22 protein-coding genes and 1 pseudogene are annotated in these 26,276 nt (G+C 69.6%); 10 read left to right on the forward strand and 13 right to left on the reverse strand.

Annotation, left to right across the window (positions count from 1 at the left end):
* The 5 genes and pseudogenes from FKV25_RS16395 to FKV25_RS14350 form a co-directional block, all read left to right on the forward strand.
* Positions 1 to 287 (forward strand): annotated as a pseudogene (locus tag FKV25_RS16395) (hypothetical protein); the annotation flags it as partial.
* A 411-nt stretch (positions 288 to 698) separates the two neighbouring features.
* Positions 699 to 977, forward strand: a complete 279-nt coding sequence (locus tag FKV25_RS14335; RefSeq protein ID WP_141519473.1) for a DUF493 family protein — start codon at positions 699 to 701, stop codon at positions 975 to 977.
* Positions 974 to 1,687 (forward strand): lipoyl(octanoyl) transferase LipB, encoded by a 714-nt coding sequence (gene lipB, locus FKV25_RS14340; protein ID WP_141519504.1) that lies wholly within the window; start codon positions 974 to 976, stop codon positions 1,685 to 1,687. Before FKV25_RS14335 ends, lipB begins: the two co-directional genes overlap by 4 nt.
* Positions 1,688 to 1,794: 107 nt before the next feature.
* The gene (lipA, locus tag FKV25_RS14345; protein WP_141519474.1) at positions 1,795 to 2,808 is read left to right on the forward strand and encodes a lipoyl synthase; all 1,014 of its coding nucleotides are present in this window, start codon (positions 1,795 to 1,797) and stop codon (positions 2,806 to 2,808) included.
* Positions 2,809 to 3,119: 311 nt separating this feature from the next.
* A complete protein-coding gene (locus FKV25_RS14350; RefSeq protein WP_141519475.1) occupies positions 3,120 to 5,330 on the forward strand; it encodes a carboxy terminal-processing peptidase in 2,211 nt (736 codons plus the stop codon).
* 1,126 nt (positions 5,331 to 6,456) lie between these two features.
* Here FKV25_RS14350 and FKV25_RS14355 read toward each other — a convergent pair.
* The 6 genes from FKV25_RS14355 to FKV25_RS14380 form a co-directional block, all read right to left on the reverse strand.
* Positions 6,457 to 7,455, reverse strand: a complete 999-nt coding sequence (locus tag FKV25_RS14355) for an alpha/beta fold hydrolase (RefSeq protein WP_141519476.1) — start codon at positions 7,453 to 7,455, stop codon at positions 6,457 to 6,459.
* A gap of 80 nt (positions 7,456 to 7,535) precedes the next feature.
* On the reverse strand, positions 7,536 to 8,852 hold the full coding sequence (locus FKV25_RS14360) for an ABC transporter permease (protein ID WP_141519477.1): 1,317 nt from the start codon (positions 8,850 to 8,852) through the stop codon (positions 7,536 to 7,538).
* Between the two features lie 85 nt (positions 8,853 to 8,937).
* The gene (locus FKV25_RS14365; RefSeq protein WP_141519478.1) at positions 8,938 to 10,095 is read right to left on the reverse strand and encodes an ABC transporter permease; all 1,158 of its coding nucleotides are present in this window, start codon (positions 10,093 to 10,095) and stop codon (positions 8,938 to 8,940) included.
* 78 nt (positions 10,096 to 10,173) lie between these two features.
* Positions 10,174 to 10,866, reverse strand: a complete 693-nt coding sequence (locus tag FKV25_RS14370) for an ABC transporter ATP-binding protein (protein WP_141519479.1) — start codon at positions 10,864 to 10,866, stop codon at positions 10,174 to 10,176.
* 133 nt (positions 10,867 to 10,999) lie between these two features.
* Positions 11,000 to 12,250, reverse strand: a complete 1,251-nt coding sequence (locus FKV25_RS14375; RefSeq protein ID WP_141519480.1) for an efflux RND transporter periplasmic adaptor subunit — start codon at positions 12,248 to 12,250, stop codon at positions 11,000 to 11,002.
* Positions 12,251 to 12,427: 177 nt separating this feature from the next.
* Positions 12,428 to 13,399: an SMP-30/gluconolactonase/LRE family protein gene (locus FKV25_RS14380; RefSeq protein WP_141519481.1), complete on the reverse strand. Its 972-nt coding sequence runs from the start codon at positions 13,397 to 13,399 to the stop codon at positions 12,428 to 12,430.
* 194 nt (positions 13,400 to 13,593) lie between these two features.
* Between FKV25_RS14380 and FKV25_RS14385 the strand changes: the two genes are divergently transcribed.
* The 4 genes from FKV25_RS14385 to FKV25_RS14400 all read left to right on the forward strand — a co-directional run bounded on the left by FKV25_RS14385 (position 13,594) and on the right by FKV25_RS14400 (position 17,173).
* Positions 13,594 to 14,514, forward strand: a complete 921-nt coding sequence (locus FKV25_RS14385; protein WP_425462635.1) for an ABC transporter ATP-binding protein — start codon at positions 13,594 to 13,596, stop codon at positions 14,512 to 14,514.
* Positions 14,514 to 15,296 (forward strand): ABC transporter permease, encoded by a 783-nt coding sequence (locus tag FKV25_RS14390; RefSeq protein WP_211345456.1) that lies wholly within the window; start codon positions 14,514 to 14,516, stop codon positions 15,294 to 15,296. Before FKV25_RS14385 ends, FKV25_RS14390 begins: the two co-directional genes overlap by 1 nt.
* A 77-nt stretch (positions 15,297 to 15,373) precedes the next feature.
* Positions 15,374 to 16,525 (forward strand): sensor histidine kinase, encoded by a 1,152-nt coding sequence (locus FKV25_RS14395; protein ID WP_246072104.1) that lies wholly within the window; start codon positions 15,374 to 15,376, stop codon positions 16,523 to 16,525.
* Between the two features lie 45 nt (positions 16,526 to 16,570).
* Positions 16,571 to 17,173, forward strand: coding sequence for a response regulator transcription factor (locus FKV25_RS14400; RefSeq protein WP_141519483.1), 603 nt, complete (start codon positions 16,571 to 16,573; stop codon positions 17,171 to 17,173).
* A gap of 13 nt (positions 17,174 to 17,186) precedes the next feature.
* Here the strand turns inward: FKV25_RS14400 and FKV25_RS14405 are convergent, their stop codons facing one another.
* From FKV25_RS14405 to FKV25_RS14435, 7 genes are all read right to left on the reverse strand, one after another.
* Entirely contained in the window at positions 17,187 to 18,560 is a 1,374-nt protein-coding gene (locus FKV25_RS14405) for a leucyl aminopeptidase family protein (RefSeq protein ID WP_141519484.1), read from the reverse strand.
* A complete protein-coding gene (locus tag FKV25_RS14410; protein ID WP_141519485.1) occupies positions 18,557 to 19,270 on the reverse strand; it encodes an HAD family hydrolase in 714 nt (237 codons plus the stop codon). The genes FKV25_RS14405 and FKV25_RS14410 overlap by 4 nt, the downstream gene beginning before the upstream one ends.
* A gap of 95 nt (positions 19,271 to 19,365) precedes the next feature.
* A complete protein-coding gene (locus FKV25_RS14415; RefSeq protein WP_141519486.1) occupies positions 19,366 to 20,499 on the reverse strand; it encodes an AI-2E family transporter in 1,134 nt (377 codons plus the stop codon).
* Positions 20,496 to 20,849, reverse strand: coding sequence for a hypothetical protein (locus FKV25_RS14420; protein ID WP_141519487.1), 354 nt, complete (start codon positions 20,847 to 20,849; stop codon positions 20,496 to 20,498). Before FKV25_RS14420 ends, FKV25_RS14415 begins: the two co-directional genes overlap by 4 nt.
* 46 nt (positions 20,850 to 20,895) lie before the next feature.
* Positions 20,896 to 21,555, reverse strand: a complete 660-nt coding sequence (locus FKV25_RS14425; RefSeq protein ID WP_141519488.1) for a phage holin family protein — start codon at positions 21,553 to 21,555, stop codon at positions 20,896 to 20,898.
* Between the two features lie 6 nt (positions 21,556 to 21,561).
* The gene (locus tag FKV25_RS14430; protein ID WP_141519489.1) at positions 21,562 to 21,921 is read right to left on the reverse strand and encodes a hypothetical protein; all 360 of its coding nucleotides are present in this window, start codon (positions 21,919 to 21,921) and stop codon (positions 21,562 to 21,564) included.
* Between the two features lie 50 nt (positions 21,922 to 21,971).
* Positions 21,972 to 23,414, reverse strand: a complete 1,443-nt coding sequence (locus FKV25_RS14435) for a trypsin-like peptidase domain-containing protein (protein WP_141519490.1) — start codon at positions 23,412 to 23,414, stop codon at positions 21,972 to 21,974.
* 637 nt (positions 23,415 to 24,051) lie between these two features.
* Between FKV25_RS14435 and FKV25_RS14440 the strand changes: the two genes are divergently transcribed.
* Positions 24,052 to 26,199, forward strand: a complete 2,148-nt coding sequence (locus tag FKV25_RS14440; protein ID WP_141519491.1) for an adenosylcobalamin-dependent ribonucleoside-diphosphate reductase — start codon at positions 24,052 to 24,054, stop codon at positions 26,197 to 26,199.
* Positions 26,200 to 26,276: the final 77 nt, after the last annotated feature.

Here is a 26,276-nt window from a genome sequence, read left to right on the forward strand (position 1 = left end):
TGCGAGTCCCTTTTGTCTTGTCAAAAGGAACCAAAACCGCCGGCTCCATCGGCCGCCGGTCCGGCTTCGCCGCACCGGTTCCCTGTGCGCCTCGGCCGTGGCGGCACGGCGCCCAAACTCGCTTCGCTCAGACAAGGGCGCCTCTGCGGCGGCCTGCGGTGCTCGGCGGCCTCAAAGTCGCGAAGATCAAAATCAAAATCAAAATCAACGGCAACGGCAACGGCAACGGCAACGGCAACGGCAACGGCAACGGCAACGGCATCACCCCACGTAGCCCGGGTAGGTGAAGCGCCCCCGGGTCTTTGGCGTGACGCGGCCCGTAGGGCGCAATAAGCGCAGCGCATTGCGCCACGCCCCGTGCCGGCCAACTGTCCGGGGCGATGATGGGCGGAACGGCCGAAAACAAAGGCTGGATCCCGGCGTGCGCTGGGATGACGGTTTGTGGGGCTGCCGGACGGGGTTCGGCTGCGGTGTCGCCGTAGGGTGGGTCGAGCCGAAGGCGATACCCACCATCGCGTTTGGACACGACGCAGGATGGGTTTTGCGTCGCGCAACCCATCCTGCGAAGCGGCGAACGTCTGATCGCCCCGATCGGTAGCCCGGGTAAGCGAAGGGCACCCGGGGCCCGGGTATGGCTCCGCATTCCGCGGCGACCGCCGGGCCTTGGGTTCGTCCGGGGCCGGACCCATAATCGGGGCATGGACATCACATCCGACAACCCCGAGCACGGCTTCCAGTTCCCCGGTCATTTCGAGCTCAGCGCGATGGGCCCGGCGACCGCCAGCCTGGAGCGTGAACTGCCGCAGCGCCTGATCGATGCCGGCATCGACGTCGAGAGCGAATCGATCGAGTGGAAGCACTCCTCCAACGGCAAGTACGTTTCGGTCCGCATCCGCTTCAAGGCCGAGGATCGTGCCCAGTACGACCTGGCCCACCAGGTGCTGCGCGACCATCCCGAGGTGAAGTGGACGCTGTGACCTGCCACACCGCGCAAGTGGTCGGCGGCGCGGCCTCGGCGGCGCTGCCGGCGGCGCGACTGCGCGACCTGGGCCGGCAGCCCTACGAGCCGGTCTGGCGTGCGATGCAGGCCTTCACCGACGCGCGCACGGCCGATACGCCGGACGAACTGTGGCTGGTCGAACACGACCCGGTGTTCACGCTCGGCCAGGCCGGCAAGCCCGAGCACGTGCTCGCCGCCGGCGACATCCCCGTCATCCACGTCGACCGTGGTGGCCAGGTCACCTACCACGGGCCGGGCCAGATCGTGCTCTACCCGCTGCTGGACCTGCGTCGGCTCAAGGTCGGGGTGAAGGAGTACGTCTGCCGCGTCGAGCAGGCCATGATCGACACCCTGGCGGACTGGAACATCGAGGCGGTCCGTCGCGACGGCGCCCCCGGCGTCTATGTCGGCGACGCCAAGATCGGCGCGCTGGGGATCCGGGTCCGGCATGGCTGCACCTTCCACGGCCTGGCGTTCAACATCGCCATGGACCTGGCGCCCTTCCAGCGCATCAATCCCTGCGGTTTCGCGGGGTTGCAGGTGACCTCGGTGGTAGACTTGGGCGGGCCTTCCGGGCCTGAACCGGTCAAGCCGGTGCTCGTCGGGCACCTGGCGCGCCTGTTCGGGCTGCAGGTCGAGACCGCGCCGGCGCGCGTCCCCTCCATTCCCGGGACCCACGCGGCGTAGGGAGCCGGCATGCGTGGCGCGATCGCCCCGCGACGCCGGCCCCGCCCCCATTTTCCTGCCTTCCCCGTGGCCGGGGGAGGCCCCAGATCCGGCCAGGCCCCTCCACGATGACCCAAGATGCCAGCAAGACCATCCCGCTCGCGGTCGTGAGCGGCGACAGCACCGGCCCCGCCCCGCTGCAGGCCGGCGTCAAGCAGGTGGCCGGCGACAAGATCGCCCGTTCGCCCGTCCAGTTCCAGGACGTGCCGGTGCTGCGCAAGCCTTCCTGGATCCGCGTACGCATCCCATCGGGCAACGCCGTGCAGAAGCTCAAGGAGAAGCTGCGCGAGAACCGCCTGGTGACCGTCTGCGAGGAGGCCAGCTGTCCGAACATCCACGAGTGCTTCGGCCACGGCACCGCCACGTTCATGATCCTCGGCGAGGTCTGCACCCGCCGCTGCTCGTTCTGCGACGTCGCCCACGGCCGTCCCAAGCCGCCGGATCCGGGCGAGCCGGCGCACCTGGCCGAGACCGTGGCCGACATGGGCTTGCGCTACGTGGTGGTGACCAGCGTCGACCGCGACGACCTGCGCGACGGCGGTGCCCAGCACTTCGTCGACTGCATCGCCGCGATCCGCGACAAGGCCCCGGGGACCCGCATCGAGATCCTCACCCCCGACTTCCGCGGCCGGGGCCGGATGGAGCGGGCGCTGGAGATCCTGGCCACGAACCCGCCGGACGTGTTCAACCACAACGTCGAGACCGTCCCGGACCTGTATCGCAACGTGCGACCGGGCGCGGACTACCAGTGGTCGATGACCCTGCTGCAGAAGTTCAAGGCCCAGCACCCGGGCGTCGTCACCAAGTCGGGGATCATGCTCGGCCTGGGGGAGACCATGGAGCAGGTGCAGGCCACCCTGCGCGACCTGCGCGCGCACGACGTCGACATGATCACCATCGGCCAGTACCTGCAGCCCAGTGCCCACCACCACCCGGTGATGCGCTACTGGACGCCGGAGGAGTTCAAGGCGCTGGAGGAGTACGGCCTGTCGCTGGGCTTCAGCCACGTCGCCTCGGGGCCGCTGGTGCGTTCCTCGTACCACGCCGACCGCTCGGCGATGGAAGCCGGCGTCGCCGCCTGAGCGCCGGTGGCGCCTTCACCCCGTGCATCCCCCTCGGCGGGGAAGATGCAGGGTACGGGCCGGGACCGATGGCCCCCGTCCGCGGGTGCCTGCGTTGTCATGGCCATGCCGGCCGGGTCATCAACCTGAACCGTGCGTCGGCCACGGGTGCCGTCCCGCCGTTCATCGCGTGACAGCGCGTGCAACTTTAGGCACTGTGAAACGGTCGTAGCCTGTACGAGTCTGTATGTATCGACGCGTATCGGCGGAATGCAAGGCGTCGATTCCCCCGCACCAAAGATCAGGCCGGTGACGGCCGCGAAGTGTCCGCGATGAATCCCAAGAATCCCCTGCTGCTCGCTTTGCTCTTGGCCGCTCCGCTGGCGCAGTCCGCGCTGGCCGATGACGGCGGTACCCCGGCCCTGGCGGCCGTGACCCCGGGCGCGGCGCTGCCGACGTCGGCGACGCAGGACCAGGTCACCGCGGCGCGCCACGTCTACACCCTGCTCTCCGACAGCCGCTACGCCTACCGGCCCAAGCCGCTGGACGACGCCTTGTCGGTGGACATGTACGACCGTTACCTGGAGTCTCTGGACGGGGGCAAGCAGTTCTTCACCGCGACCGACATCGCCCGCTTCGACGCCTGGAAGCTGCGTCTCGACGACGCGCTCAAGAGCGGCGACCTCGATCCGGCCTACGCGATGTTCAGCACCTACCGCAAGCGCGTCAACGAACGCGTCGCGTTCGCCCGGGCGCTGCTGACCAAGGACGTCTTCCAGTTCACCGGCAACGACCGCTACGAGTACGACCGCGAGGACGCGGCCTGGGCCGCCGACACCGCTGAACTCGACAGCCTGTGGACCCAGTCGGTGCGCAACGACTGGCTGCGCCTGAAGATGGCCGGCAAGAAGCCCGATGACATCCGCAAGACCCTCGACAAGCGCTATGAGAACCTGGCCAAGGGCATTGCCGAGTTGAAGGGCGAGGATGTCTTCCAGACCTTCCTCAACAGCTACGCCAACGCGATCGACCCGCACACCGACTACCTCACCCCGCGTTCGGCCGACAACTTCAACCTGTCGATGTCGCTCTCGCTGGAGGGCATCGGCGCGGTGCTGCAGAAGCAGGACGATGTCGTCGCCATCCGCGAAATCGTCGCCGGTGGCCCGGCAGGCAAGTCCGGCAAGCTCAATCCCGGCGACCGCATCGTCGCGGTCGGCCAGGGCGAGAGCGGGCCGATGGAGGACGTCGTGGGCTGGCGCATCGACGATGTCGTCTCCAAGATCCGCGGCAACAAGGGCAGCAAGGTGCGCCTGGACGTGATCCCGGTCGAGATGGGCCTGGATTCGCCGCCCAGCCGCGTCGTGCTGGTGCGCGACAAGGTGCGCCTGGAGGACCAGGCCGCGAAGTCCAAGGTCATCACCATCCCGGCGGCGGGTGGCGCCCCGGCGCAGCGCGTCGGCGTGATCGAGCTGCCCGGCTTCTACCAGGACTTCGAGGGCCGTCGCCGCAACGCCAACGACTATGCCTCCGCCACCCGCGATGTCGCCCGCCTGCTCGAGGAGCTGCAGGGCAAGGATGTCGACGGCGTGGTCCTGGACCTGCGCAACAACGGCGGCGGATCGCTCAACGAGGCGATCGAGCTGACCGGCCTGTTCATCGACCGCGGCCCGGTCGTGCAGGTGCGCGAGTCCGGCGGCCGGGTCGTCGTCAATGGCGACGAGGACAGCGGCATCGCCTGGGAAGGCCCGCTTGCCGTGCTGATCAACCGCGGTTCGGCTTCGGCGTCGGAGATCTTCGCCGGCGCGATCCAGGACTATGGCCGCGGCCTCGTCATCGGCGAGACCACCTTCGGCAAGGGCACCGTGCAGAACCTGATCGACCTGGATCGCTGGCCGGCCAACGAAACGCCGCGCTTCGGCCAGGTGAAGCTGACCATTGCCCAGTTCTTCCGCGTCAGCGGCGGCTCCACGCAGAACAAGGGCGTCGTGCCCGACATCGCGTTCCCGGCGTCGGTGGATGCGACCGAGTTCGGCGAGAGCACCTACGACAACGCATTGCCCTGGACCAAGATCTCGGCCGTGCCGCACGTGCGCTACGGCAACTTCGCCCCGTTGCTGCCCAAGCTCGAGGCGCTGCACGAGAATCGCATTGCCCGCGACAAGGAGTTCCAGTGGTGGGCCGATGACGTCGCCCAGTACCGTGCGGAAAGCGAGAAGACCTCGATCACCCTCAACGAGGCCGAGCGTCGCGCCGAGCGCGACCGCGAGCAGGCCAAGCGCAAGGCGCGCCAGGAAGAGCGCAAGGCCCTCGGCCTCGCCCTCGACCCGCTGGCCGACGTGACCGACGACGGGTTGTCGGCCAACGAGCGCGACATCGTCAAGGATGCCGAGCGCGAGAAGCTGGCCGAGGATCGTCCCGATCCGCTGCTGCGCGAATCCGCCGCGATCCTGGCCGATGCCATCCGCCTGCTCGACGCGGACAAGCAGCTTTCGGCCCAGGTCCTGCCGACCGCCAACCAGCCGGGCCACTGGGCGGACTGACTGCCCGTAGCGAAGGGTACGAAAAAGGGACGGCCTGGCCGTCCCTTTTTCTTTGGTGATGGGTGATGGGTGATGGGTGATGGGGAATGGGGAATGGGGAATGGGGAATGGGGAATGGGGAATGGGGAATGTCGGAGGTCGGTCGCGACGTCGCCGTAGGGTGGGTAGAGCCGAAGGCGAAACCCACCGTCGCCGGCAACCGTAACGCGTGGACGCAGGATTGGCGTTGCTTCGCGCAACCCATCCTACGGTGCTCGATTGGAGCCCACGAAAAGGTCAAAGGCTTCCGCCCTGTGGGCGGGTTCCTTTTGTCTTGTCAAAAGGAACCAAAACCGCCGGCTCCATCGTACGCCGGCGCGGCTTCGCCGCACCGGTCCCCTGTGCGCCTCGGCCGTGGCGGCACGGCGCCCAAACTCGCTGCGCTCAGACAAGGGTGCCTCTCCGGCCGCCACGCCCTGCGGTGCTCGGCGGCCTCAAAGTCGCAAGATCAAGATCAAGATCAACGCTAATACGACGCGTAGCGTCGCCGTAGGGTGGGTAGAGCCGAAGGCGAAACCCACCTTCGCCGGCAACCGTAACGCGTGGACGCAGGATTGGCGTTGCTTCGCGCAATCCATCCTACGGTGCTCGATCGAAACCCACGAAAAGGTCAAAGGCTTCCGCCCTGTGGGCGGGTTCCTTTTGTCTTGTCAGAAGGAACCAAAACCGCCGGCTCCATCGTCCGCCGGCGCGGCTTCGCCGCACCGGTCCCCTGTGCGCCTCGGCCGTGGCGGCACGGCGCCCAAACTCGCTGCGCCCGGACAAGGGCGCCTCTCCGGCCGCCACGCCCTGCGGTGCTCGGCGGCCTCAAAGTCGCAAGATCAAGATCAAGATCAACGGCAACGGCAATACGACGCGTAGCGTCGCCGTAGGGTGGGTAGAGCCGAAGGCGAAACCCACCATCGTCGCTGGTGGATACGACGCAGGATGGGCTTTGCTTCGCGCAACCCATCCTGCGAAGCGGGCCTCCCGCGCGGCGGCGCGTTGGAAGCCAGGCTTGCTCAAATCGCCACCTTGCGCGGTGCATCATGCGCGGCGCATTGCGCCGGACGAAGCCGCGTCTCTTGAGGGGGACTCGCCGTGCGTCTCAGTCGGCCGGATCGGGTGGCAGGTCGATCGCCGGGCATCCAGCCGTGTCGGCGACCTCCTGCAACCACTCGCCGAAGGGCACGGCCAGCCAGTCCAGGCGCAATCCCGCCGTCATGTGGGTCTCAAGGGGAAGCGTCACCTGCCGCGCATGGGGAGCGGCATCGGCGATGCGCCGCGCGCTTCCGGCGGGAACGAGCCGGTCCCGGCCGCCCTCGACCAGCAACATGCACGTCGACGTCGCGGCGGCGGCCTGGCTGGCGTCGATGGACGCGAGGTCGACGTCCAGTTTGCGGCCCGCTTCGGCTATTGCGTCCGGGAGTTCGTCCATGCCGTGGTGGCGGCGGACGAACCAGGGCAAGGCATCGCCATCGAGCAGTTCCCGCGCGAAGCGCTCTATCGCGGTGGCGGCGTTGTCGAACGGTGCGATCGCGATGAGCGCGGTGGGCTGCCCGGTGCCGGCCTCGTCCGCCTGGGCGGCCATGAAGATCGCGGTGGCGGCCCCGTACGACAATCCGAACAGGTAGACAGGCCCTTCGACCAGGCCCTGCTCCCGCCAGCCGGGCAAGAGCTGCAGGATGTCGCGTGCCTCGCGCGGCCCGAAACCCGGTGGCGCCTCGTCCGAACGGCCATGGTGGCGCAGGTCCGGCAGGATGCCCCGATACCCCTGGCGGGCGAGGGCGGTCGCCCAGGGAAGCATCATCGAACCGTCGTTGCCCCACCCGTGCAGGTAAACGATCGTGCCCCGCGTGCTGGGCGGCGGCTCATCCTGTACCACCGACAGGTTCCAGTGGAGCAGATATCCCTCGGCGTCCCTCTGGTAGCGGGCATCGACGTCGAACGCGCGTACCGGGACGGTGAGGTAGTGGATGCGCACGCCTTCCGCCGTCCATGCCTCGCCTTCTTCGATGCCCATGGATGCCAGTGTGGCGCGTCCCGTCGGCGGTATCGGCAGCTTCAGCAGGGGCGAAGGCGTGGCGATCCTGTCGGCCAGGGACATGCATCCACTGGTCGACAGGACGAGCGCGCAAGCGATACCGGACGCGAGTCGTCTCCACGTCGGGGTCCGGGCTGCGGGCCTCACGCCGAGCGCAGGGCCTCGGTGACCGGCAGGCGGGCGGCGCGCAGCGATGGGAAGAGGCCGCCGACCAGGCCGATGCCCAGCGCCCACTTCAGTCCGCTCCAGAGCAGCTCCGGGGAAACGTTGAACTTGAACATCACCTGGCTGAAGTTGCCGCTCAAGGTCGACACGCTGTAGTTGTTGAAGACCAGCCACGCCAGCAGGCCGCCCAGCAGGCCGCCCAGCAGCGCCAGCAACATGGTCTCCAGCATCACCGCGACCACCACCGGCAGGCCACGGAAGCCGATCGCGCGCATCGTCGCGATCTCGCGCGCGCGGCCCGCGACGGCGGCGTACATGGTGTTGAGCGCACCGAACACCGCGCCGATCGCCATGATCGTGCCGATGACCTTGCCCAGGATGTCGATCAGCTTGGTCAGGCCCTCTGACTGCTTGCTGTAGTAGTCCTTGGTGCTGAGCACGTCGAGTTTCAGCCGCGGGTCGGCGGCCATCGCCGCCTTGAAGGCGGTGAGCGCCTTGGCGTTCTTCAGGCGCACCGTCACCGACTGGTAGGAGGTGCGCTGGTAGGTCGAGGACAGGGTCTGCGCGTCGGCCCACAGTTCCGAATCGTGCGAATCGCCGGATGCGAAGCGACCCACCACCGTCCAGTCCTGGTTGGCCAGTTCGATGGTCTTGCCGACCTCCAGGCCCACGTACTGGGACTGCGCGCCCTGGCCGACGACCAGTTCGCGCTTGCCCGGCTCGAAGCGGCGGCCTTCGACGATCTCCAGCTGCGGCCGGATCGCCCAGCCCGCGTCGCCGACGCCGCGCAGCTGCGCATTGGCGTCGGTGCCGTCGGCACGCGTGACCATGTTGACCACCTGCGACAGCTCGGGCGAGACCAGCGGCCTGCCGTCCGTGTCGAGGGCGATGCCGGCGAGGCTGGAGATCAACGGGACCTGCTCGCGGGCGATGGTCGAGTTGGTCTCGGCCTGCGAGCCGCCGCGCAGGATGATCGCGGTGTCGTCGCGACCGGTCTGGTTGAGCGTCTTCTGGAAGCCCGCGCCCATCGCCAGCATCGCCACCAGTACGCCGACCACGCCGGCGATACCCACCACGATCACCGACGAAGCGCCCCAGCGGTCGGGCAGGCTGGCGATGCCGATGCGTGTCGCGGCGAGCGCGAGGCGCCCGCTGCGGGTGAACGACAGCCAGAGCGCCGCCAGCACCGCGAGGGCCAGCACGCCTTGCCAGGGCAGCAGTATCCAGCCCACCAGGCCGACGAGCAGGGCGACGATCACGCCAAGGTTGCCCAGCCATTTCTTGATGCGGTTCATGCGTGGATCCTCGAATCAGATGAGGCCGCGCGGTCCCATGCGCGGACGTCGTGGACGATGCCGGGTGACGGAGGGGCGGGCATGCTCAGCGCCCCGCCAGTGCATCGACGATGTTCAGGCGCATGGCGCGCAGCGCCGGCAGCAGGCCCACCAGCAGGCCGAAGGCCGCCATCAGGCCCAGGCCGAGCGCCCAGGTGGCCGCGGGCACGGTCTGCAGCAGGATCATGCCGCCGCTCATGGCGCTGAGCGCCGGGATCATGACCGCCGCGATCAGCAGGCCGATGGTCCCGCCGAGCACCAGCAACAACACCGACTCGGCGAGCACCAGCAACAGCACGCTGCGGTCGGTGAAGCCGATGGTCTTGAGCACCGCCAGCTCGGGGATGCGCTCGCGCACGGCCTGCGCCATGGTGTTGCCGGTCAGCAGCAGCAGGGTGAAGAAGACCGCGCCCATGATCGCGCTGACGATCAGGCCGATGTCGGCGAACTGCTTGACGAAGGCCTGGTTGAAGGCCTGCTCGGTCTGGGTCTTGGTCTCGTGGTCGGAGTTCTCGCTGATCTTGTCGATCGCCTGCGCCACCTGGTCGGAGCGGTCGGGGTCGTCGAGCTGCACCATCCACCAGCCGGCGCGGTCCTTGACGTAATCGTTGGCCTCGTTGAAGTAGTCCCAGCGGAAATACAGGGCGCTTTCCTCGCCCTTGCGCTTGGAGTCCTTCAGGCGGTAGATGCCGACGAGCTTGAACTCCCAGTTGTTGCTGCCCTGGGTGGGGAAGATCGTCGCCTGCAGCGGGATGATGTCGCCGATCTTCCAGCCGTATTTCTCGGCCAGGGCCGCGCCGACCACCGCGCCGTTGCGCGTGGTCTCGAAGGCCTTGAGCTGCGCCGGGCTGATCTCGTACTCGGGATAGATGTCGAAGAAGCCCGGGCCCACCGACATGTTCGGGAAGAAGTTGCGCTGGTCCTGGTAGATGCCGCCGAACCAGGCCGCGTGCACGGCCTTGCGCACGCCAGGCACGGCCTTGATCTGCGGTTCCAGGCGCATCGGCAGCATCTGCGTGATCGACAGGCGCGAGGCCACCACCAGGCGGTCGTAGCCGGCGACGTTGCTGCCCGCGTTGAAGGCGGCGCGGACCGAGTCGAGCATGCCGAACAGCATGAACGCGACGATCACCGACAACAGCGTGAGCACGGTGCGGGTCTTGCTGCGGAACAGCGCGGCCCAAATCAGGTGCAGGTATTTCATGTTCCCAATCCTCTTCCGGTCGTCGCCGCATGCACCGGTGGTGCGTTCGCGGCGTCAACGCATCGTGGTGTCCCGGGCTCAGGCGACGTGGCGGACCTGCTCGACGAGGGTGCCCTTGTCCAGGTGCAGGCTGTGCGTGGCGTGCTCGGCCGCCTTGGGATCGTGGGTCACCATGACGATGGTCTTGCCGTGGTCGCGGTTGAGCGACTGCAGCAGCGCCAGGATCTCCTCGGCCGACTGCCGGTCGAGGTCGCCGGTGGGCTCGTCGCAGATCAGCAGCTTGGGGTCGGACACGATCGCGCGCGCGATCGCCACGCGCTGCTGCTGGCCACCCGACAGTTCGTTGGGCTTGTGCTTGCCGCGCTCGGGCAGGCCGACCAGTTGCAGGGCGATCTCGGCCCGGCGCCGGCGGTCGGCGGCGCTGAGCGGGGCCAGCAGCAGCGGCAGCTCGACGTTCTTCTGCGCGGTGAGGGTCGGCATCAGGTTGTAGAACTGGAAGACGAAGCCGACGTTCTGGCTGCGCCAGTGCGAGAGCTGGCCGGCGCTCATGCGGTCGATGCGCTGGCCCTCGATCTCGATCTCGCCACCGCTGGGCGTGTCCAGGCCACCGATCAGGTTGAGCAGGGTGGTCTTGCCCGAGCCGGAGGGGCCCATCAGCGACACGAAGTCGCCGGTCGGGATCTCCAGGTTGATGCCGTGCAGGACCTCGATCTTCTCCGGGCCGCGCTGGTAGGTCTTGGTGAGATCGCGGATGGATACCAGTGACGTCATGGCGTTTGCCTCTTTGCAGTCGGGGCGACGTCCCCGGCGCATGGTGTCGGATCGAACCGGGTCCGTCGTCCCGGCCTGTCTTGCGCGCCGCGCGGTGGACCGGCGGCGCCTGTTGCTGTCGACGAACGAAGGGTCAGGAATTCGACCCGTCGTCCTCCTTCACTTCCACCGCGTCGCCGTCGGCGAGTTCCGCCGGCGGCGACAGCACCACGACGTCGCCACCGGCCAGGCCGTCGGTGATCTCCAGGTCCTCGCCGAGCGTGCGGCCGACGCGCACCGTGCGCGCGGCCACCTTGCCGTCGACGACGACGAAGGCGAGTTGTGCTTCGTCGCGTTCCACCACCGCGCTGGCGGGCACCAGCACGCCCGGCGGCGGGGCGTCGGCCTGCTCGGGCGCCGCCTGTTCCAGGAAGCTCACGCGCACGCCCATGTCCGGCACGATGCGCGGGTCCTTCTCCTTGAAGCCGATGCGGACCTTCACCGTGGCCTTGCCGCGGTCGGCGGCGGGGATGATGGCGATCACCTCGGCGGGGATCTTCCAGTCCGGGTAGGCGTTGAGCGTGGCCTCGACGGGCATCCTGGGCTTGACGCGGCCGATGAAGGCTTCGCCGACGTCGACTTCGACCTCGAGCGAATCCATGTCGACGATGGTGCCGATGCCGGTGCGGGTGTAGCCGCCACCGGCCGACAGCGGCGAGATGATCTCGCCCGGCTGGGCGGCCTTGGCGATCACCACGCCCGCGAAGGGCGCGCGCACGATGGTGTTGTCCACGCCGATCTCGGCGATGTCGAGCTGGTCGGCGGCGACGGCGGCGGTGCGCTGCGCCGTCACCAGCTGCGCGCGCAGGGCATCGCGCTGGGCGATGGCCTGGTCGTACTGCGACTTGGACACCAGCTGCTGCCGGGCCAGGGTGGCCAGCCGGGTGGCGTTGGACTCGGCCTCCTTGAGCTGGGCCTGGATGCTGCTTGCCTGGCTGTGCGCCGCGGCGAGCTGGGCCTGTGCCAGCGACTCCTGCGCGTTGGCGTCGACCGGGTCGAGGGTGGCCATGACATCGCCGGCTTCGACCGATTGCCCTTCCTCGATCAGGACCTCGCGTACGCGGCCGGTGATCTTCGCCGAGACGGTCGCGATGCGGCGCGCGACGACATACCCGGTCGCGTCAAGCACCGAGGCGTTGCCGCCCCCGGCGCCGCCGATCGCGACCGCGGTGGCGGTGCGTACCTCGGTCGCGCCGCCGCGGGCGAACAGCAGCCAGCCCAGGACGCCGAGCGCCAGCACGGCCACGACCGCGATGCCCGCGAACAGGGGGCCACGCCCCGACGGCGGCGGCGACGCGTTGCGGTCGATACGGAGTTCTTTCAGCAGGTCGGCGGAAGTGCTCATCGAGTGTCCAGACGGAAGGAAGGGGTGGATGTGACCGGCACGTGGGCAGGCAGCCCGGCGGCGACACCGCCATCCCCTCGAGGGTGGCGCCAGCATCGCCGCCACGTCGTGTCGCGCCAAGTGACAGCTGTCATGCGCTTGCCGTGTCGAAGCTCAGGGTAGCGCGGTGCGGCGCCTTCATTGCAGCGGCCCCCATTCGCGGCCGGGCAGGGCATTGCGGAAGGCCTCGATGGCGCCGCGGTCCTGCAGGGTGACGAACACGGTGCGGCCGTCGGCGCCGCCGAAGGCGACATTGGTCGGCTTGCGCCCGCGCAGCGCCACCTCGCGCAGCACGCGGCCATCGGGCGAGACCACCGCCACCGTGCCGGCGTCGTAACGGGCGATGTAGAGGTTGCCCTCGACGTCGCAACGCATGCCGTCCAGGCCATGGTCGGGGAAGGCCAGCAGGAGCCGCTTGCCGGAAACGCCGCCGTCGGCCTCGATGTCGTATGCCCAGACCTTCCGCTGCACGCTCTCGTTGACGTAGAGCCGGCGCCCGTCGGGACTGACCTCGATGCCGTTGGTCGTGCCCATGCCCGACTCCAGCCGGCGCACGCTGCCGTCGGTCCGGACCTGCCACAGCTGGCCGCTGCCGCTGGCCCAGTCCGGGTCGCTGGCATAGAGCGTGCCGTCCGGCGCGCGGGCGATGTCGTTGGGCTGGTGCGCGCCGGGCAGCGCGGCGTAGGTCGTTGCGTCGCGGCCGTCGGGCGTCAGTCGCAGGACCTGGTGGCCGGCATAGTCGGCCACCAGCAGGTGGCCGTCGTCGTCGAAGCGGATGCCGTTGCCGATGCTGCCCTCGGGCAGTTCGGCGAACAGGGTGGCGCGACCGCGCCCGTCCGCACCGACGACGACGCGTCCGACGGTGCCATCGCGACCGAAGCCAACGGCATGCAGCGCGCCATCGGGCGCTACTGCGGGCCCTTCGACGCCCGCGGTGAACACGCCATCCTCCACCACGTCCCAGGCCTGGTAGAGGCCAGGGCCGGCAGGGGCATGGGGGGCATGGCTGCAGGCCGCGGCGAGCGCGGTGGCCAGGCAGGCGGCGAGCGCCGGCAACGGGGGCCTCGGGGCGGGGTGCGCGATCCGGGCGCGCGCCGGGCGGAACTTCATGTCGAATCCTGTCGTGAAGTCGTCGGCCGATTGTGAAGCCTCCGTCCTCCGCGGCCAAGCGCCGCGCGCGAGGCTGCTGACAATCCGCGCCGGCGGCGACCTGACAGCTGTCATGCACAAGGCATGGCAGCCGCCACTGATCCGCGGGGCGCGGCCTGCCTATCGTGGCCACGGTCCCATTGGAAGGCATCGACATGAGCATGACCGATCTCCCGACCGCGCGGCTTTCCGGCGCGGTGAAACAGTACGGCGCGCTACGCGCCCTCGACGGTTTCGACCTCTCGCTGCGACGTGGCCGCCTGACCGCGCTGCTGGGCCCCAATGGCGCGGGCAAGACGACGGCGATCGGCCTGCTGCTCGGGCTGCAGTCCGCCGACGCGGGCACGGTCGAGGTATTCGGGCAATCGCCGCGCCTGCTCGCGACGCGACGGCGGGTCGGCATGATGCTGCAGAGCGCGGGCATCCAGGAGGTCCTCAAGGTGCGCGAGCTGCTGGCGCTGACGCGCAGCTACTACCCCGACCCGCGCAGCGTGGCCGACTGCATCGCGATGGCAGGACTCGAAGGCCTGATGGAACGACGCTACGGCCAGCTCTCGGGTGGCCAGCAGCGGCGCGTGCAGTTCGCCCTGGCGATCTGCGGCCGGCCGGAGCTGCTGTTCCTCGACGAACCCACCACCGGCCTCGACATCGAGGCCCGCCAAGGCATGTGGAAGGCCATCCGCGGCCTGCTCGGGACCGGATGCGCGGTGCTGCTGACCACGCACTACCTCGAGGAAGCCGAGGCGCTGGCCGACCATGTCGCGGTGATCGACCGCGGGCGCCTGATCGCCGAGGGCAGCGTGCAGGACATCCGTGCCCGCGTCGCGCAACGGCGGATCCGATGCCTGTCCGCGCTGTCGGCGGCGGGCGTGCGGCAATGGCCGGGCGTCAACCACGCCGAACGCAGGGAGGCCTGGCTGGAGATCGTCGCCGAGCATGCCGAACCGGTGGTCCGCCGCCTCCTCGAGGAGGATGCCGCGCTCTCGGAACTGGAAGTGCAGCGTGCCGGGCTGGCCGATGCCTTCCTCGCCATCACCGCCGGCGACGATGCCCGCCCCGTCCCGGAGGCCGCATGATGGACAGCCTGTCGCACACCGTCGCCCCCGCCCGACCCTCCCGTTTCCGGGCGTGGCGCCTGGAGGCCCGCTGCGAGTTGCTGCGCGTCCTGCGCACGCCGTCGTTCGCGCTGCCGACGCTCCTGTTCCCGCCACTGTTCTACCTGCTGTTCGGCGTGGTCCTGGCGGCGAAGGGCGGCGGCCGGCCGGAGGTCGCGGCCTATCTGCTGGCCACCTACGGGGTGTTCGGGGTGATGGGCGTGGGCCTGTTCGGCTTCGGCGTCAATGTCGCCGTGGACCGCCAGCGTGGCCTGCTGACGCTCAAGCGGGCGCTGCCGATGCCGCCGGGCGCCTATGTCGGCGCGAAGATGGTTTCCGCCGCCGTGTTCGCGACGGTGTGCTCGCTGTCGCTTGCCCTGCTCGCCGCCACTGTCGGTGGCGTGCAGTTGCAGGCCTGGCAGTGGCTGTCGCTGGTGGGGATCAACGTGCTCGGCGTCTTGCCCTTCTGCGCGATCGGGCTGTGGATCGGCAGCCGCGTCGGGGGCGACGGGGCGCCGGCGGTGGTGAACATCATCTACCTGCCGATGGCTTTCCTCTCCGGCCTGTGGATGCCCTTGTCGATGCTGCCCGACCTCGTCGCCCGGATGGCGCCGGCGTGGCCATCGTATCATCTGTCGCAGGTCGCGCTGCGCGTTCTCGGGCAGGGCGAAGAGAAACCGCTGGCGATGCACGTGGGCGTGCTGCTGGCCTTCACCGTGGTCTTCGCGCTGCTCGCGCTGCGTCGCCTGGCCCGCGAAGCATGAACATGGCATGGGCGACGGACATGGGGACGCGAATGGTGCGGTGGCACTCCAATCGAATGATGCAGGCATTGCTAAGCTTGCGCCGGGCACTGCTGACAGACGACTTCGACCTGGGCTGGATGCCCATCTACAGCCTGGGCTACCTGCTGTTCCTGTTCCTGCCGGTGGTGTTCGGGTTCCGCGCGAGCATCTGGATCCCCGACGGCGGCCGCGATGGCCTGATCTGGCCGACCCTGCTGAGCATCGCGCTGTTCCTGCCGCTGTACTTCGCCACCTACCGGGCCACCGGCGCATGGCGCATCGCCTGCACGCTCGCGATCGCCCTGCTGGGCTTCGCGCTGATGCCGGCCAACGGCTTTTCCAACACCTACCTGATCTATGCCTGCTCGTTCAGTGCGGCCTGGCAGACCGGCATGCCGGCCAAGCTGCTGGCGATCACCGCCATGCTTGCCCTGTACGGCCTCGAGCTGCACCTGCTGCGCTACCCGATGTTCATCCTCGGGATCACCGCGGTGGTCGGCCTGTCGGTGTTCTTCGGCAACCACTTCTACTACCGCGACAAGCAGAAGCAGGCCGCGCTCCGCCTGAGCCACGAAGAGGTCAAGCGCCTGGCCGCCACCGCCGAGCGCGAGCGGATCGGCCGCGACCTGCACGACCTGCTCGGGCACACGTTGTCGCTGATCGCGCTCAAGTCCGATCTCGCCGGGCGCCTGCTCGAGCGCGATCCGGCGGCCGCGCGCCACGAGGTCGACGAGGTCAGTCGCGTTGCGCGCGAGGCGCTTTCGCAGGTCCGGCGCGCGGTGACCGGGATCCGGTCGGCCGGCATCGCGGCGGAGCTGGCGTCCGCCCGGCTGCTGCTGGAAACCGACGGCATCACCCTCCGCCATCACGCCGACCTGCCACCGTTGCCGGCGGCGCACGAGGTCGCGCTCGCGATGTGCCTGCGCGAGGCGGTCACCAACCTGCAACGGCACGCGCGGGCCACCCAGGCCCAGGTGCTGCTGGAGGCCGATGGCACGGACGTCCGCCTGTCGGTCAGCGACAACGGCCGCGGCGGCGACATCGTTCCTGGCAACGGCCTGGACGGCATGCGAGAACGGCTCGAGGCGCTGGGCGGCGAACTGCGGGTCGAGAGTCGTCGCGGCCAGGGCACGCGCCTGGAAGCCAGGCTGCCCCTCCCGCCCGACCCTGTTCCGCCGGCCCCCATGCATGGGACGATCGCGCCGTGAGCCCTTATCCCAGGCGAGGACGTCGATGAAGGAAGGAGGCGCCGGATGATCCGGGTCCTGCTGGCCGAGGACCAGGCGATGGTGCGCGGCGCGCTGTCGGCCCTGCTGGGGCTGGAGGCGGACATCGAGGTCGTCGACGCGGTCGCCGATGGCGAGGCCGCGTGGCGGTCGCTGCAACGGCACGCGCCCGACCTGCTCGTCACCGACATCGAGATGCCCGGCCTGACCGGGCTGGAGCTGGCCCAGCGCGTGCAGCGCCACGAACTGCCCACGCGGGTGGTGATCGTGACCACCTTCGCCCGTGCCGGGTACCTGAGGCGGGCGCTGGATGCCGGCGTTACCGGCTACCTGCTCAAGGACGCGCCGGCCGAGCAGCTGGCCGAGGCCTTGCGCAAGGTGCATGCCGGCGGCCGTGCCATCGACCCGGAACTGGCTTTGGAAGCCTGGGGCGAGGCGGACCCGCTCAACGACCGCGAACGTCAGGTGCTGCGACTGGCCGGCGAGGGCCAGTCGACCGCCGAGATCGCGCGCCAGCTCAACCTGTCCCAGGGCACCGTGCGCAACTACCTGTCCGAAGCCATCGGCAAGCTCGGCGTCGGCAACCGCATCGAGGCGTTCCGGCTGGCGCGGCAGAAGGGGTTGCTGTGAGCCCCGCCGGGCCTCAGGCCGGGTAGCGGTCCTTGAGCATGGCGAAGGCCGAGCGCAGGCCCAGGGCCTCGCCGCCGGGCGGCCGTCCGGGGCGCGCGGTGTCGCTCCAGGCATAGACGTCCAGGTGGGCCCAGGGGCGCGCTTCGGGGATGAAGCGCTCCAGGTACAGGGCCGCGGTGACCGCGCCGGCCATCTTCGAGCCCGCGTTGGCCATGTCGGCGACCTGGCTGGTGAGGTAGCGCAGGTACGGCCGCCACAGCGGCATCCGCCAGAGCGGGTCGCGCAGCCGCTCGCCGGCGGCCAGCCAATCGTTGGCGAGCGCATCGTCGTTGCAGAACAGCGCCGGCAGGTCGGGCCCCAACGCGATGCGCGCGGCACCGGTGAGGGTCGCGAAGTCCAGGATCAGTTCGGGGTTCTGCTCGCCGGCATAGGTGAGCGCGTCGGCGAGGATCACGCGGCCCTCGGCGTCGGTATTGTCGATCTCGACCATGATGCCCTTGCGCGTGGACACCACTTCGCCCGGGCGGAATGCCTCGGGCCCGATGCTGTTCTCGACCGCGGGGATCAGCAGGCTCAGGCGCACCGGCAGCTTGCGGGCCATGACCAGTTCGGCGAGCGCGAGCGCGTGCGCCGCCCCGCCCATGTCCTTCTTCATGTTGCGCATGCCATCGGCGGGCTTGATGTCCAGGCCGCCGCTGTCGAAGCACACGCCCTTGCCGACGATCGCCACGCAGGGATCGCTGTCCTTGCCCCAGTGCAGGCCGATCAGCCGGGGCGCGCGGTGACTGGCGCGGCCGACCGCGTGGATGGCCGGGAAATTGCGCGTGAGCAGGTCGTCGCCGGCGACCACCTCGAGGGTGGCGCCGTGGGCCTGGGCGATCTCGCGGGCGAGCTGCTCGATCTGGTCGGGCCCCATGTGTTCGGTCGGCGTGTTGACCATGTCGCGCACGCGCAGTGAGGCGCGCAGGATGTCGCGGGTCTCGCTCGCGGCCTCGTCCACCACCAGTTGCGACGCCGGACGCAGCGGCGACTTGTAGCGGCTGAAGCGGTAGGCGCCCAGGCCCCAACCCAGCTCGAGCGCGGCGCGCTCGGTGTCGTCGAGCGAGGTGGCCAGCGCCCAGCGGCAGGCCGGCAGCGCGAAGGGCGCGTGGCCATAGGCATAGGGGTCGAGCAGGTCCTCGACGCCGATCAGGCCGGCGGCGATCGCCCCGTCCGGGGTCGGCAGGGTGACCGCGGACCCGGGCGAGCCGTCGAAGCCCTGCGCGTCCAGCCAGGCGCGCACCGGCGCGGGCTGGCGGGTGCGCCAGTCGACGTAGCCCAGGCGGGTGACCACGTACAGCGGGGTGGCGTCGTGGGCGGTGGTGGTGAAACCGTCGGGCAGGCTCATGCGGCGTTCGTTTCCATGGCGTGCGCCGCGTCCAGCCAGTCGGCCAGCGCGGCGAGGGTGGTGAATTCCAGGTCGGGGCGTTCGGGGTGGGGCCATCGCGCGCCCTCGCGGTTGATCCAGCAGCTGCGCAGGCCGGCGCGCTGGGCGCCGCGCACGTCGAGTTCGATGTCGTCGCCGACGTGCAGTACCTGCATCGGCTCAAGGCCCAGGCGGCCGCAGGCGGCGTGGAACAGGCCGGCATCGGGCTTGGCGGCCCCGTGCTCGCGGGCGCCGAGCTGGAACGCAAAGTGGTGGTCGATGCCGATCACCGCCAGGTCGGCGTTGCCGTTGCTCAGCGCCGCCACCGGTACCCGCGCGGCCAGGCGCGCCAGCGCCGGCTCGCTGTCGGCGTAGAACTCGACGCGGTTGCGCTCGGCGTAGAACACGTCGAAGGCGGTCGTGGCGTGCACGGGGTCGTCGCCGGCGGTCTCCATCGCCCGCACCAGGCTCAATCGGCGCAGCTGGCTGAAATCATGTGCCAGGTCGGGGCGCTCGGCGAAGACCTGCTCGCGCAGCCGTCGCATCGCCGGGATCGGGTAGCGCTCGGCGGTGCGCGGGCAATGGCGGCGCAGCCAGTCGTCGAGCACCTGTTCGACGCGCGCGCCGATCGGAGCGAACGGCCACAGGGTGTCGTCGAGGTCGAGGGTGATCGCGCTGACGCGGAAAGCCATGGCGCCATTCTACTCCCGGCGCCGCCCACCGCCGAGGCGGGCGTCGCGTCTTCGGCGCAGTGCCGGGCGCCCGGGGCTGCGCCCGTGGGCATCGATCATTCCAGCAGGCGCGCCCAGCCGTCCATGCCCTCGATCCGCTCCAGTACCAGCTTGACGCAGACCAGCAGCGGCACGGCCAGCAGCAGGCCGATGATGCCCCACAGCCAGCCCATCAGCATCAGCGCCAGGATCAGCACCAGCGGCGAGAGGCGCATGCGCTGGCCCAGTATGATCGGGGTGATGATCTGCCCTTCCAGCGTGTGGATGGCCAGGTAGATGCCGGCCGGCAGCAGCGAGCGCCACAGCTCGTCGAAGGCGACGAAGCCCATCAGCAGCATCACCAGCATGCCGATCAGGGGCCCCACGTAGGGCGCGAAGTTCAGCAGGGCCGCCATCGTGCCCCACAGCAGGGCCTCGCCGAGCGGCACGTCGAGCAGGTAGAGCACCGCGGCGAAGACCAGGCCGACCACCACGTTGATCACGCTGATGGTAAGCACGTAGCGCGATATCTCGCGCTCGATGGAGTTGAGGATCTCCACGGTGACCTTCTTCTGTTGTCGTCCGGGCAACAGCGCCAGCGCATTGCGGACCAGGTCGTCGCCGTAGACCATGAAGAACAGCGTCAACAGCACGACCGCCAGCACCGAGGCGACCATCTTCGGCGTCGCGGTCAACGATTTGTAGGGGTCGTTGACCTCGGTGCGGACCACCTCCGGGCGCTTGCCGTCCTCGCCACCGGCGGCCATGGCGATGTTGACCGCGACCTCGTTGGCGTCCTGCACCGGCTTGGACAGCTCGCGCAGGCGCGGAGCGAGCTCGCGCATCTCGCGCGGGACCTGTCGCATCCATTCCGAGGCCGGTTCCATCAGCTGGGTGGCCAGCAGGCCGGTGAAGCTCAAGCCGCCGAGCAGCACGAGCAGGGCGGCCAGGAAGCGCGGCACCCACAGCCGGCGCAGGCCACGGATGATCGGGTTGCCGACCAGCGCGAAGAACATCGCCAGCAGGATCGGCAGTATCAGTCCCTGCGCCGCCCACAGGACGACGCCGACGCCGAGCGTCGCCACCACCACCATCGCCGCGGAGGAGCGCGGCCGCGGCGGCGGATGCGCGCCGGCATCGCCTGGCACCAGTGGGCCGGGTTCGGGCAATCCTTCGCCGGGGGATGCGGTGTCGCCGGCGGGGCCGCTCATTGACCGGCGGTCGGCGGCGCCGTGTCGTCAGCGGCCGCGGCGGCATGCGCGGCCATGTCGGCGGCATCCTCGGCCTCGTCGGCGGCCTGGCGCGCGCCGGTCCCCGCGAACAGGGTCGAGACGGTCGAGATCACCCGCAGCATGCTGCCGCTGTTGGCGGCGATGTGCAGGGGCTGGCTGCGGCCGACGGCGAAACCGCTGACGATGCCGGCGATCACGATCCGCCCGGGCGTCCACATCGCGCGCCAGGAGCGCTTGAACTGGCGCAGGTCGGCGCCCAGTGCGCGCTCATGGGCCTCGACCGCATCTTCGGCCTGGTGGACCTTGTTGATGAGCTTGTCGAAACTCATGGCATGTCGGGGCCTTGTTGGCGGGCCGGAAGCATCGGACCCGGCCTCATGGGGGTGTCACTTCGACGCCGCGCTCGTCGCGTGGCGGCTTGCCGTCGGGACCGGCGGGAGGCTCGTCGCGCGCGCTGCTGCGGGCCGATCGGGCCGAGTCCATTTCGGGCATGAAGTCGGCGAGCTCACCGATACCCAGTCGCGCCAGCTGGCGCCGGGTCGCCTGCATCCGCGTGTGTTCGAAATAGCGCATGGCCTGCCAGCCGGCGAACCAGGTCACCAGGCAGCTCATGATCGCGGTCACCAGCACCGCACCGGTTATCGTCATGCCGAAGGGGCCGCTGAGCACCGCGATCAGCGCCGCCATCAACAGCAGCCACGCCGACCCACCGAAGGCGATCGCCACCCCGGTGAACGCCAGCGTCCGCCCCAGCGCGCTGCGCGCCAGCGAGAAGTCCGCCGACACCAGCGAGCGGAAGGCCTTGGTCGCGTCCAGCGCGGCCTTGGCGCCGGCCTTGCTGGTCGCGCCAAGCTGCTGCAGCGCCTCCACGACGTCCGGCTCGGGGCCGTCGTCGTCGGGGCGCTCGGCCTCGGCCTTGAGGCGGGCGCGTCGCGCCGCCTCGCGGGCACGGACCTGGGCCTTGAGGGCTTCGCGCTCGGTGTCGGACAGCCCCTTGTCGACCGGTGGGGTCGCCTTCGGGGGAACGGGCTGCATCGAGGCTTACTTGCTGCTGCGCGCGAGCTTGGCGATCACGAAGCCCGCCGCGAAGGCCACGCCGAAGGAGGCGAGCGGGCGCTCGCGCACCAGCTCGGCGGCGCTGTCGATCAGGTCGCGGCTCTTGTCCATCAAGGCATCCATCTGCTCCTTGGCGGCACTGCCCATCTCCTCGGCGGCGGCGAGGCCGGCGAGGGCGCCGTCGGCCAGGTCGGCCTTGACGTTGGCCTTGCCCAGGCGCAGTTCGTCGGCTGCGGCGCCGGTCGCGCCGCGGACGGCCTCGGCGGTATGGCTGGCGGCGTCCTTGGCATGGGTGCCGGCTTCGCCAAGGTGGGACTTCATCGATTCGGTCGAGGTGGGACTCATGGGTGTTCCTTCTTTGGGGGAGCGTCGAATGGCGGGGCGTGGGCCCGGAATCACCGCATCATCGCGTTGTACGGACGACCGCCGCGCACGATGCGGAGCACCAACTGTGCAGGAGGCCGTGTGAAGCTGGCGCGGAAGCCCGGCAAATCGTCGAACTGGCCGCTGTTGGCCGCCACCACCACGTCGCCGCTGCGCAGGCCGTTGCCGGCGGCGCGGCTATCCCTTTCGACCGACTCCACCATCACGCCGTTGGCGCCCGCCTGGCGCAGGCGTTCGGGCAATTCGGCGAACACCGCGCCCTGCAGCCGGGCATCGAGGTCGGCGCCGGCCAGGCTGCGTGGCTGCTCGCGCAGTGCCGCGGTGACCTGCAGCGGCTTGCCGTCCCGGCTGATGTCGAGGACGACGCGATGGCCGACCGACTGCAGCCCTTCGAAATTGCGCAGCGCGTCCTGGCCGTCGATGCGCTGGCCGTCGGCGGCGAGCACCACGTCGCCGACCCGCAAGCCGGCCGCGGCGGCGGCCGAGTCGCGGAACACGCGGGTCACGACCGCCCCGCGCGGGTCCTTCAGGCCCAGGCCCGCGGCCAGGTCGGGGGTGACGTCCTGGGTCTCGATGCCCAGCGTGCCGCGGATGACCACGCCGTCGTTGGCGATCAGCTGGTCCATGATGTTTCGGGCGATGCCGGTGGGGATGGCGAAGCTCAGGCCGATGTTGCCGGCCATGCTGCCGCGCGGGTTGAAGCTCGCGGTATTGATGCCCACCAGCTCGCCATTGAGGTTGACCAGCGCTCCGCCGGAGTTGCCGGGATTGATCGAGGCATCGGTCTGGATGAAGTTCTGGAAGCCCAGCCCGCGCAGGCCCGAGCGGCCGACCGCCGACACGATGCCCGAGGTCACGGTCTGCCCGATGCCGAAGGGGTTGCCGACCGCGACCACGAAGTCCCCGACCCGCAGCGTGTCGGCGGTCGCCAGCGGCACCGCGTCCAGCCCGCTGGCCTTGACCTGCATCAGGGCGATGTCGGTGTCGGCGTCGGAACCGACGAAGTTGACCGGCAGGGTGCGGCCGTCGGCCAGGGTCACCGAAACCTCGTCGGCGCCCTCGATGACATGGTGGTTGGTGAGGATGTAGCCGTTGGCCGCATCGACGATCACGCCCGAGCCGAGCGACTCGTTGATCCGGTCCTGGGTCAGCTCCGGGAACATCCGCCGGAACATCGGGTCGTTGCCGAACGGGCTGACCCGCACGCGCTGCTTGGTGTGCACGCTGACCACCGCCGGCGTGACCCGCGCCAGCATCGGCGCCAGCGTCGGCAGGGGTTCGCCGGCCACCGCGGTCGGCAATGCGCCGACCGTGGCCGGGGGCAGCGCCGGCATGGCGGCGGCCGGCGCCTCGACCACGTCGCGCAGGGCGGTGGCGGCGAAGCCGCCGAAGGCCGCGGCGAGGGTCAGGGCGAGGAGGGTGCGCGTGGCGCGGGACTTGGGGGCTTGGGTCATGGGCGAACCGGTTGGGCTGTCGGCCGATGGGTCGACACACGATAGGGCAGGCGACCGGCTCCGCGGCGGGATCCCCCCGGGAGCCGCATTCACGTTCAGTTTCGCGGATGCTCATTTAATACGCGATGAAATGCCAGCCCCGGTCGCGCCCGCGTCGGGGTCGACACCACGTGCGACCGCCGTCACGCTATTGCGCCTGGGCGTGCCCGGCCCCTGCCGAAGCCCGCCGTGGCGGGACTTCGTCGCGACGGGGCGAAATCGAGGTACGAAAGGCGTTGACACCCTTCCGGGTCGCGCGTAGTTTGAACCCCCGCAGCGACACAACATGTTGTGGTTGTTATCGCCGCGGGAGCCCAAGCCTAGGGTTTGCAAGCCCCAGCGCTCGGGTCGGCTCGACGCCCGCTCCGGGGGTGTGGCGCGCAATGGCATCGTCGAACGCCGTAATGAAAACAGGATCCTCCGTGGCGCGGACACCGCGGCTGCGGGCATGTGCGTCGGCTCCCGCCGATGCGCCGCAGGGGGCCCAGGCCCCGCAATCCCCGGCTACAGGCGGCCCCGGGAACCGATACTGGAAGACAAGACCACAACCATCTGGAGGCACGGCATGGCCGGGCCCGAACGAGGAGACAGGAACAGCATGAGTACGGTGCGCCTCGAGGCAGTCAAGCCGGCGGCAAGGGATATCCAGTTGCAGCCTGCGTCCCTGGACATCTGGGACAAGAAGTACCGGCTGAAGACCAAGACCGGCGAGGCGGTGGACGAGGACATCGACGCGACCTACCAGCGCGTGGCCAAGGCGCTGTCGGAGGCCGAGCCCAACACCGAGAAGCAGCAGTACTGGTACGAGCGCTTCGTCTGGGCGCTGCGCCGCGGGGCGATCCCCGCCGGCCGCATCACCTCCAACGCCGGCGCTCTGGCGCACAAGCCGGCCACCTCGACCATCAACTGCACGGTCTCGGGCACCATCACCGACTCGATGGACGGCATCCTGGACAAGGTCCACGAGGCCGGCCTGACCCTGAAGGCCGGTTGCGGCATCGGCTACGAGTTCAGCACCCTGCGCCCGCGCGGCGCCTTCGTCGCCGGCGCCGGCGCCTACACCTCCGGCCCGATGTCCTTCATGGATATCTACGACAAGATGTGCTTCACCGTGTCCTCGGCGGGCGGTCGCCGCGGCGCGCAGATGGGCACCTTCGACGTGTCCCACCCCGACGTGAAGGACTTCATCCGCGCCAAGCGCGAGGACGGGCGCCTGCGCCAGTTCAACCTGTCGCTGCTGATCACCGACGGCTTCATGGAGGCGGTCGCCAACGACGCCGACTGGCCGCTGGTGTTCCCGCTCAACCGCAAGGAGCAGGGCGACGTCGACCTGGAGGACGCCGACGCCGTCGTCTGGCGCGAGTGGCCGACCCACAAGAACTACATCGTCCGCGACGACGGCCTGGTCGCCTGCAAGGTCTATGGCCACATCCGCGCCCAGCACCTGTGGGACATGATCATGGTCTCGACGTACGACTACGCCGAGCCGGGCTTCATCCTGATCGACCGCGTCAACGAGATGAACAACAACTGGTGGTGCGAGAACATCCGCGCGACCAACCCCTGCGGCGAGCAGCCGCTGCCGCCGTACGGCGCCTGCCTGCTGGGCTCGGTCAACCTGACCAAGTTCGTGCGCAACGCCTTCACCGACAAGGCCGAGTTCGACTGGGACGAGTACCGCGAGGTCGTGCGCGTGTTCACCCGCATGCTCGACAACGTGGTCGAGATCAATGGCCTGCCGTTGCAGCAGCAGCGCGACGAGATCATGCGCAAGCGCCGCCACGGCATGGGCTTCCTCGGCCTGGGCAGCACCCTGACCATGCTGCGCAAGAAGTACGGCGAGGCGGACTCCTGCGAGTTCACCGAGCGCATCGCCCGCGAGATGGCCGTCGCCGGCTGGGAGATGGGCCTGGAGCTCGCCCGCGAGAAGGGCCCGGCCCCGATCATGGTCGAGAACTTCGAGGTCACCGCCGAGATGCTGCGCAAGCGCCCGGAGATGGTGAAGGACGGCTGGAAGGTCGGCAAGACGATCCCCGGCAAGGTCCTGCATGCCCGCTACAGCCGCTACATGCAGCGCGTGGCCGAGGTCGCCCCCGAGCTGGTCGACGCGCTGGCCGAGGTTGGCAGCCGCTTCACCCACCACAGCTCGATCGCGCCGACCGGCACGATCTCGCTGAGCCTGGCCAACAACGCCTCCAACGGCATCGAGCCGTCCTTCGCCCACCACTACAGCCGCAACGTGATCCGCGAAGGCAAGAAGTCGAAGGAAAAGGTCGACGTGTTCTCCTTCGAGCTGCTGGCCTACCGCGAGCTGGTCAATCCGAAGGCGATGCCGTTCTCCGACGACGAAGCCGCGCGCCTGCCGGACTACTTCATCGCCGCCGACGACATCACGCCCAAGGCCCACGTCGACGTCCAGGCCGCCGCCCAGAAGTGGGTCGACAGCTCGATCTCCAAGACCGCGAACGTCCCGACCGACTACCCCTACGAGGACTTCAAGGACATCTACACCTACGCCCACAAGCAGGGCCTGAAGGGCTGCACCACCTTCCGCTTCAACCCGGCCGCCTTCCAGGGCGTGCTGGTCAAGGAAGCCGACCTGGAGAACACCCTGTACCGCTTCGAGCTCGAGGACGGCCAGGTGATCGAGGTCAAGGGCAACGAGCAGATCGAGTACGACGGCGAGATGCACACCGCCGCCAACCTGTTCGACGCGCTGAAGGAAGGCTATTACGGCAAGTTCTGACGGGTCGGGCGACCTGCCAGGGTGACCGGCGCGACCGGTCGCCGGCGGAGGGGGCGGCCGTTCCGTCCCGGGTGGGG

The organism is Marilutibacter aestuarii, from assembly GCF_006546775.1.
GTDB lineage: Bacteria > Pseudomonadota > Gammaproteobacteria > Xanthomonadales > Xanthomonadaceae > Marilutibacter > Marilutibacter aestuarii.